This is a genomic window from Sphaerobacter sp. (assembly GCF_019683595.1).
In the GTDB taxonomy this organism is placed as follows: domain Bacteria; phylum Chloroflexota; class Chloroflexia; order Thermomicrobiales; family Thermomicrobiaceae; genus Sphaerobacter.
In genome coordinates, this window is record NZ_JADGHZ010000147.1 from 1 (window position 1) to 8,365 (window position 8,365).

The following is an 8,365-nucleotide window of genomic DNA, read 5'->3' on the forward strand; positions in this document are numbered from 1 at the left end:
CCCCCGCGGGGCGCCCCCCGCCCCCCGCCACCGGCGGCGCCCCGCGCCGGCGCCCCCCCCGCCCCCCGGCTCCGCTCAGGATGACAGCCGTGCCGGAACGGGTGGCGGGAAGACGAGAATAATTCGTCAAACTCCATAAGCGGGCTGGGGGGACAGGACTCACACCTTGGCGCTAGACGCGCGCCGCTCGGCATGTGCCCGGCGGCTTTGGCCCCGGGCACGCGGCAGATGGTGGTCACCCTATCGCCGCGGCGCGAACGGTGTTCCCCAGCCGGCTTCAGCCGGCTTTCATTGTCAGCCCGGGGGTTTACCCCCGGGCACGCGCCGAGCGGCGGGATCCTCCGACCACCCGGTCGCATCACCATCGTTAGCCGTCTTGAGCCGGCTTCCGTTTTGAGCCCGTCGGTTACCACCGGGCACGCGCCACGAGCGGAGACCCCTCGCCAGCGCGCAGGATGGGCGAGACGTGGCTCCCCTACAACGTCCCAAAGATGCGGTCGCCGGCGTCGCCGAGGCCGGGGATGATGAAGCCGCGATCGTTGAGATGGTCGTCGAGCGCCGCGAGGTAGATGCGCACGTCGGGGTCGGCGTCGAGCATGGTCTGGACCCCGAGCGGGGCGCCGATGATGCCCAGCGCCGAAACCCGGCCGTGATAGCCCTGGCGGACGATCTGGAGGGCGGCGCGGAGCGACCCGCCGGTGGCCAGCATCGGGTCGAGCAGCAGCAGGTGGTCGATCTCGGCGTAGGATTCGGGCAGGTTGGTGTAGTACACGGTCGGTTGGAGCGTGGTTTCGTCGCGACGGACGCCGATCTGGTACAGCGGCGCGGACGGGAGCAGGGTCCGAACCGGTTCCAGCATGCCCAACCCGGCTCGGAGGATGGCGAGCGCCGCGATGCGCTCCGCGAGGCGCTGACCGGGGACGGGCTCACCGCTGTGCCCCGGTACGGGCATCGGGGCCGTGGCCGTGTCCGCGAGGGCGGCCCAAAGGAGGAACCGTGTCACCTCCTCGATCGCGCGCGTGAATTCGGGCGCGGGCGTGCGCACGTCGCGCAGCAGCGTGACCTGGGTGGCCAGCAGCGGGTGCTCGACGACCGTCAGGCGGGGGTGCTGGGCAACCGCCGCGCGATCCGGCTGGCTGCGCCCCCGCATTGGTGCCGGTGCATGCGTTCCGTCCATGGTCCTCCTCTCAACCGGCGGTGACGCCGGTCCGACGTTGAATATCATCCAACCACCGTGCAAGCAATGGGTCACCTGCCCGATCCGGGTCAGGTACGAGCTTCACCCGTCCCGGCTGCGGCGTCCCCAGGCCGACTGCAACCGCGGCCTGGATGTACACCTCCTCCCAGGAGCCGGCTCCGCGCTGGATGGGCCGGTGATCGAGCGCGGCCAGCACCGCCATTGCGCAGACATCCAGCGCGATCCGGTCACCGCTCGCCAGCACGAGGCCGCCAGGCGCCGCCTCTCCCCACACCGAACTCGCGTCCAGCACGAGGAGATCGGGCTGGAAGGCGAGGTTGATCTCCGCCACGGCCCGGCTCCGGTCCCGCGCGGCGCGGGCTGCCACCTGGGTTCGCGGGTGGACGACCCCTGGCCAGAGCGCCAGACCGGGCGCGACCCATTCCCGTCGGTGGGGCGGCAGTACCGGCAGGCCGATGATCACGTCCGCCTCGTACACCGATCGGGGGATCGTGACCCTCTTCATGATCCGCGCGCGGTCGCCCAGCGGCACCGTCACCCACCGGTCGTAGCGGAAGTCGACGAAGTGTGCCCCGTTGTTCTCAATCACGTCGAGCAGGCCGCTGCGGAAGGTCCGAACCGTCGTATCGTGCCAGGGTGGACCGGCCATCTCGCCTACGAGTACCTCACGCGCGCCGTGGTCCTGCACGAGCTGGATGACGGCCTCCAGCGCGCCGGGGCTGGTTGACGCGGGCGCGGGGATGCCGGACGCCGCGCTCGGCTTGATGAGCACCCGTTGGCCGGCGATGGTCAGCCGCTCCAGCCCACCCAACACCGCGATGGCGCGCCGCACGCCCTCCGCCGGGTCGCGGGCTGTGGTGACGGCGACCAGGCTGCGGCCGCTCTCGTCGACATAGGCATTCGCCTTGGGGGCCGGCAGCGGCACCGACGGTCCGGCGTCGGACAGCAGCATCTCGGCCGCCGGGATGATCCGGCGCGCAGCCAGGATCGTGGCCCCGGTGGCTCCGAGCGCCATGGTCAGGCCGGCGGCGCGACGGCTACGGAGGATGCGCATCGTCCCTGTACTCCCAGGATCCGGACGGCTCGCGGCCGCCAGTATACTCGCGCCCGGGGGCCTGCAAATGGGTCCGGGCCAGTCCCGGCTTGACACCGCGCGAGACGTGCCGGGAGAATCGGGCCTGCTTTCGCGCCGGGAATCAGCAGTGCTGGGAAGGATCGTGCTGCATGGGGACGACGAAATACCCCGAGCATGCGGTGGCCGATGCGCGGGCGCAAGCCGTGCTGGACCGGCTGCGGGCGGCGGATCAGGCGCAGCGGGACGCCGGGCTGCCGCAGTCGCAGCGCACCCGCAACATCACGGCCCCGACCGGATCGTTCCTCTACGCCACCGCGCGGGCGACCGGCGCCAGACGCATCTTTGAGATGGGCTCCTCGAACGGCTACTCGACCATCTGGCTCGCGCTGGCGGCACGGGAGCAGGGCGGTTGGGTGGTCGGCAGCGAGATCCTGCCGCAGCGCGTCGAGGCGGCGAACCGCAATCTCGCCGAGGCCGGGCTGGCGGAGGTGGCCGAGGTCCGTGCCGGGGACGCGGCGGCGCTGGCCGCCGATGTCGATGGGCCGCTCGACCTTGTGTTCATCGACGCCGAGAAGGACGACTACGGGCGCCTCTTCCTGGCGATTATCGAGCACGTGCGGCCCGGCGGGCTGGTGCTGACTGACAACGTCGTCTCCCACGACTGCACCGCATTTCAGGAGCTGGTCCGCAGCCGCGACGATGTGGTCACCGTGACGCTCCCCTTCGAGCGCGGCATCGAGTTCACCGTCAAGCGGTAGGCCGTCTCTCGCGGGACCGTTCTGCCGCCGGTTCTCCCGGTGGGTTGCCTTCGGCCGGGAGCGGAGCGGCGCGCGCCAGGGGGCGGTCTGCCGTTTCGGCATGCGTGCTCGGCGGATGCGTGGCCGGGGCGTGCTGGAGGCCGGTGGTGACCCAGGTCGTGGCGAGGATCACGACGGCAATGGCCAGGGCGGGTGGCAGCACGAGCCAGGGCCAGACCGGCCGCGCGAAGAGCAGCGGGTCGCTGAAGGCCCAGCTCAGCATCGACCCCCAACTGACCGTGCCGCTCTGCGCCAGCCCCAGGAACGCGAGTGTCGCCTCGGCGAAGATGGCGAATCGTACCGTGAGGATTACCTTCGTCGGCAGGATGTCGAGGGTCGCCGGGAGGAGATGCAGCCGGGCGAGGTGAAGGTTGCTGCCCCCGAGGGCGCGGGCTGCCTCGACGTACGGTTCGGCCCGGACGCGGATGACGACGCTCCGGACCACGCGGGCGAATGCCGGCCAGGAGAGCAGGCCGAGGGTCAGGATCAGGTTGGTCTGGCTTGGTCCGATCAGGGTGACGATCAGCAGGTAGAGGGGGATGCTCGGAAGCGCAAGCAGCAGGTCGGCGAGCCCGATAAGGGGCGCCTCCAGTCGCCGCGAGAGCCCGGCGGCCAGTCCGACCAGCCAACTGAGCGCGGCCGAGATCGCGGCCACGCCGAGGGCCACGATGAGCGAGGTGCGCGCCCCCGCGATGAGCTGGCTCAGCACGTCCTGGCCGATGTCGTTGGTGCCGAGAGGGTGGCCCGACCCCGGAGGCTGGAGCGGCGGGCCGACCGACAATGCCGGGTCGTAGGGGGCGAGCCACGGTCCAAAGAGCGCCATGACGCAGGCAACGGCCAGCAATCCGCCTCCGAGCCAGAAGAGCCGCGGACGGGTGCCGAGCCGCCGCCCCACGGCGGTGTGCTGCGCCGGGTGGCTCCAATCCCGAGGAGCTGGATCGGCATGCAGCGATGATGCCCACTGGCGGCGACCGGTTCGTTCAGCCATGGCCTGCCCCTCGGCGGGGGTCGAGCCGGAGGTAGGCCAGCTCGGCGAGGAGGTTCGCCAGGAGCACCCCGAGGCTGGCGAGCAGGAACTCGGCTTGCAGTACTGGGTAGTCCCGAGCGCGGACTGCCTGGAACGCCAGCAGGCCAAGGCCGGGGATGCCGAAGACCCGCTCGACGACGAGTGCCCCGCCCAGGACGGCGCCGAGGCGCAGGCTGAAGAAAGTCAGCAGCGGCAGTGCCAGGTTCGGCAGGGCGTGCCGCAGCACGACCTGCCGCACGGGCAGTCCCTTGGCGCGGGCGACGGTCAGCCACGACTCCCCGCGCAGCCCGGCCGTCGTATCACGGGCCAGCAGCAGGAACCCGGCGATTCCGGCGAGCGCGAGCGCCGTGGCGGGAAGGGCCAGGTGCCATGCCGCGTCGGACAGCCGGTGCACGGTGGCTCCGGGTCCGTCGCCGTACGCCGCGAAGACGGTCCGCCCACCCATGAGCGGGAACCAGCCGAGCCCGACGCTGAAGACTGCCAGGAGCCCGATGCCGATCAGGAACTCCGGGATCGCGCTCAGTGCTCCACTGAGTGATACGAGCGCGCGGTCAAGCGGCCGCCCAGCACGCCAGCCGGCCAGCAGGCCGAGCGCCGTGCCCAGCAGCGTTGAGAGCGCGAGCGCTGTGAGCATCAGCGCCAGGGTCCAGGGCAGACGCTCGAGGATGAGCCGCGCGACGGGCGCGGGCTGCGCGATGGACCAGCCGAGGTCCCCACGGGCGAGGTCGCCGAGGTAGTCGGTCAACTGCCGCCCGAGCGGCTCGTTGAGGCCGTAGTAGTCCGCGATCCGCGCCCGTGCCTCGGCCGGGAGGGGTGTCGCGGCGGTCATCCCCTCGGCGCCGCCCGGGTCGAGCGGGTCGCCGGGCAAGAGCCGGGGGATGAGGAAGTTGAGCAGCACCACCGCGGCGGCCAGGAGCAGGTAGCGGGCCAGCAGGCGAGCCGGATCGCGACGCACGGCGGCCCCCTCAACCCTCGATCAGCGTGAGCTTGTTGTTCGGGAAGGGGATGCCGTTCATCAGCCCACCCCAGGTCTCCATCGGCGTGAAGACGCGCGGGTCGTAGACCCAGTAGAAGCGCCGGTGATAGAGCACGATGGTCGGCAGCTCCTCGGCCAGGATCTCCTGCATGCGGAAGACGATCTGACGTCGCCGCTCGGGGTCGAGCGTGGCCGCCGCCTCCTCACCGAGGCGCGCGTACTCGTCGTGGCGGAAGATCGAGCCCTGGGCGAAGGTGTTGGCCTCCTCGCCCGCGTACCAGCGGCGCAGGTAATCGGGATCACCGCCGACGCCGATATGGCTGGTAAGCGCAAGCTGGAACGCGCCCTCCGACAGCAGGTGGGTGCGCGTCGGGGCGTCGACCCGCTTGACGTCAAGGGTGATGCCCACGGCAGCGAGCATCGGGGTCATGAGGTCGGGCTCGCGCGCGCCGGTGTCGGCGATCAACTCGATGGTGTACTGCTGGCCGCCGAGCAGCGCGCGGGCGCGCTCCGGGTCGTAGGGGTACTGCGGCAGCGACGGGTTGAACCACGGGGTCTCCGGCGGCACGACCCCGGCACTGCCGACGATAGCCGGCCCGCGGGTGACCGTCTCAGCGATGCGGGCACGGTCGAGCGCGTAGGCGATGGCCTGGCGCACCTCCCGCCGGTTCAGCGGCGCTCGCTCCGTGTTGCAGACGAGACGGACCAGCGAGAGGGGCGCCGTCGCGAAGACACGGAGGGGCGAGTCGTCAGCAATGAGCGTTTCGACCGAGGCGTCGGCGCTGAGTGAGAGGTCGGCGTTCCCTTGCTGCACGACCTGTATCCGGGCCTCGGCCGGAACGGTGAACTGCTGCCACTCGCGGATGCGTGGGCGGCCGCGCCAGTACCCCTCGTTGGCCTCCAGGCGATAGGCACCGGCCGCCGAGTCGTAGGCGGCCAGGGTGAAGGGACCGCTTCCGATGGCGCGGTCCGCCCCCTCGTAGGTGGTCGGGTCCGCCACCGGCTCCCAGACATGGCGCGGCACGATGGGGACAATCCCGGCGATCTCCTCCAGGAAGGCCGCGTAGGGCTGCGTGAGGGTGATGTGGACGGAGCCGTCGTCCGGTCCGTCCTCCGCGGAGGCGACCATCGGGGTCGCCATCCAGCGATACGGGTGATCGCGGTAGTACTGGAAGGAGAAGACGGCGTCGGAGGCCGTTAGTGGCTGTCCGTCGTGCCAGGTGGCGCCGGTCACGAGCCAGAAGGTGTACGCCATCCCGTCGGGGGCGGCCTCCCAGCGTTCGGCGAGCCACGGGATGATGGCCTCTTCGTTCTTCCAGGTGAGCGTGTCGTAGATGAGCGTCAGAAGGACGGCACCCCCCGGCCCGGTCGTGGACACCTGGAAGGGGGTCGGATAGCCGACGTCGGTCCACCAGGCGAAGCGCACGGCATCCGTGGCCTGTGCCGGGGATCCGGCGGGTGCGGTGGGCGTGGTAACCGAGATCGGCGCGCCGGTTGTCGAGGTGGCTGCCGGCGGTGCGCCACCTTCCTGGGCCTGGCTCCCGCCGCACCGGGCGAGCATGGCCGAGGCCGCGGCACCACCCGTGAGGAGGGCGCCCCGGTGCAGGAGCCTGCGCCGTGTCACCCGGACCACCACTTACCTCCCGTCCCCGTCCCGACGGCGGCGTCGTAGCGCCGCCGTCGCCTCCTCTGCCGGCGCCGGTTGCTCCCGTCGCTCCAGCCAACCCAGGATCGCCCGCAGCAGGGGGCGCGTCGTCTCCGTCCCGAATCCGGCGTGGCAGTCCGGGTCCATCGTCCCCGCGAGCACCGCGCCGGGGAACGTGCGCTCGTCCAGGAAGAGCAGGACGGCGCCGTCGCTGTCCTCCACCAGCACCTGGGCGTTCGGATGCCGTGCGTAGCTGCCGTGCGAGTGCCACCGGACATCGTCGACCGTGAGACCGGCCACCAGCGGGTGGTCTGCCAGTATCAGCGTATCGAGGTTGGGCCGCTCCAGCCGCCAGGTGCCGACCGGCAGCCACGGCTGGTTCACCTCGTCGAAGCAGACCAGGGTTCCGCCGGTCTGGAGGTAGGCGGCGATCTTCTCGCGGTGGCGCGTCAGCAGCGTCTGGTTGCTCTCGCGCGGAACCCAGAGCGCGGCGTAGTCGTCCAAGTTCGCCGCCTCCAGCTCCCAAACAGGGAGGACGGCGAAGGCCGGGGCGAACTCCGGATCGTCGTAGAAAGCGCGCTGAAAGTGAACGCCGGAGTAGAGCCCGGCGATCTTGTGCGGGCGGTTCCCCCGGCGGCTGCGGCTGGCAGCGGCTTCGGCGCGGGCCCAGTCGAGCAGGTTGTCCAGGAACCGGCGGGCGACCGCGCTCCCGTGGAAGGTGTGGGTGTCCGGGTCGAGGTTGCTGGCGGCGACGATCACCCCGTTGGTGCTGACGCGATCGACGTAGAGCCAGGCGTCGCCCCGAGCGTTCCGCACCAGCACTTCCGCACCGGGTGGCGCGACCAGGTGACCGTGGCAGCACCAGCGCTCCCGCGCGGGGTGCCAATGCAGCTCGGTGGCACTGAACCCCGCGACGATGGGATGTTCCGGAGCAGTCATCACCGGCTCCCATGTGTCCTCGACGCACTCCTCCTCCCACCGGCAGCCCGGGAACCAGTCCGCCCACAGCTCGCCGAAGGCCAGCAGCACGCCACCCTGGTCCAGGAAGCGCGCGAACTGGTAGCGGCGCGCGCGAAGTGCCTCGCCGTCGGTGGAGCGCGGCACGACCACGAGGTCGTACCGGTTGAGGTCCACGCCGGCGAGATCCCCGACGTCGAGCACCTCGAAGCCGGCGAAGGGCTGGCCGGGCTGGATCAAACCGTAGTGGTAGGCGACGCCGCCGGAGATGATCGCCTGCCGGACCATGACACACTCCTCTGTGGCGGTTCGACTATTCAGTTGGCCCGTACCCGATACTCGTGCGCCCGCCGCACAATGGTTGCCACGGGCAAGGGCTGCCAGGAGCGGGCACTCTGGTAGGGGCGTCCGGAGTGTGACGAGCATGGCGAGGCTCAGGTGGTGGGTGCGTGCCGAGGCGGGTGGTGCGAAGATACCCGTACCGCGTCTAACGGACGGGACGGGTGGCACGAGGATCCCCGCGCCGTGGTCGGTGCCCGGGGCTGAAGCCGCCGGGCTCACAACGAAAGCCGGCTGAAGCCGGCTGGAGTCTAGGGCTCACATCTCGGCGTTGGCTTCCCGCCACCCGGTCGGTGCCCGGCGGCGGGGCCCCCCGGGCCGGGCGGGGCGGGGGGGTGCAAGTGTGTTATA

Annotated in this window: 7 protein-coding genes; 1 reads left to right on the forward strand and 6 read right to left on the reverse strand. The window is 71.2% G+C overall.

Annotated features, from left to right (window positions below):
* Positions 1 to 475 precede the first annotated feature (475 nt).
* Both upp and IRZ30_RS13350 read right to left on the reverse strand, forming a co-directional pair.
* Positions 476 to 1,177, reverse strand: coding sequence for a uracil phosphoribosyltransferase (gene upp / locus IRZ30_RS13345; RefSeq protein ID WP_294085902.1), 702 nt, complete (start codon positions 1,175 to 1,177; stop codon positions 476 to 478).
* Positions 1,178 to 1,187: 10 nt separating this feature from the next.
* Entirely contained in the window at positions 1,188 to 2,252 is a 1,065-nt protein-coding gene (locus IRZ30_RS13350; protein WP_294085906.1) for a DUF362 domain-containing protein, read from the reverse strand.
* A 170-nt stretch (positions 2,253 to 2,422) separates the two neighbouring features.
* Here IRZ30_RS13350 and IRZ30_RS13355 point away from each other — a divergent pair, with 170 nt between their 5' ends.
* Positions 2,423 to 3,031: a class I SAM-dependent methyltransferase gene (locus IRZ30_RS13355; RefSeq protein ID WP_294085908.1), complete on the forward strand. Its 609-nt coding sequence runs from the start codon at positions 2,423 to 2,425 to the stop codon at positions 3,029 to 3,031.
* On the opposite strand, the gene IRZ30_RS13360 is transcribed toward IRZ30_RS13355, so the two are convergent.
* The 4 genes from IRZ30_RS13360 to IRZ30_RS13375 are packed head-to-tail and all read right to left on the reverse strand — an operon-like array spanning position 3,021 to position 7,963.
* Positions 3,021 to 4,058, reverse strand: a complete 1,038-nt coding sequence (locus IRZ30_RS13360) for an ABC transporter permease (RefSeq protein WP_294085910.1) — start codon at positions 4,056 to 4,058, stop codon at positions 3,021 to 3,023. The genes IRZ30_RS13355 and IRZ30_RS13360 overlap by 11 nt on opposite strands.
* Positions 4,051 to 5,052 (reverse strand): ABC transporter permease, encoded by a 1,002-nt coding sequence (locus tag IRZ30_RS13365; protein ID WP_294085912.1) that lies wholly within the window; start codon positions 5,050 to 5,052, stop codon positions 4,051 to 4,053. The genes IRZ30_RS13360 and IRZ30_RS13365 overlap by 8 nt, the downstream gene beginning before the upstream one ends.
* A 10-nt stretch (positions 5,053 to 5,062) precedes the next feature.
* Entirely contained in the window at positions 5,063 to 6,706 is a 1,644-nt protein-coding gene (locus IRZ30_RS13370) for an ABC transporter substrate-binding protein (protein ID WP_294085915.1), read from the reverse strand.
* A 3-nt stretch (positions 6,707 to 6,709) separates the two neighbouring features.
* Positions 6,710 to 7,963: a hypothetical protein gene (locus IRZ30_RS13375; RefSeq protein ID WP_294085916.1), complete on the reverse strand. Its 1,254-nt coding sequence runs from the start codon at positions 7,961 to 7,963 to the stop codon at positions 6,710 to 6,712.
* Between the last annotated feature and the right edge of the window lie 402 nt (positions 7,964 to 8,365).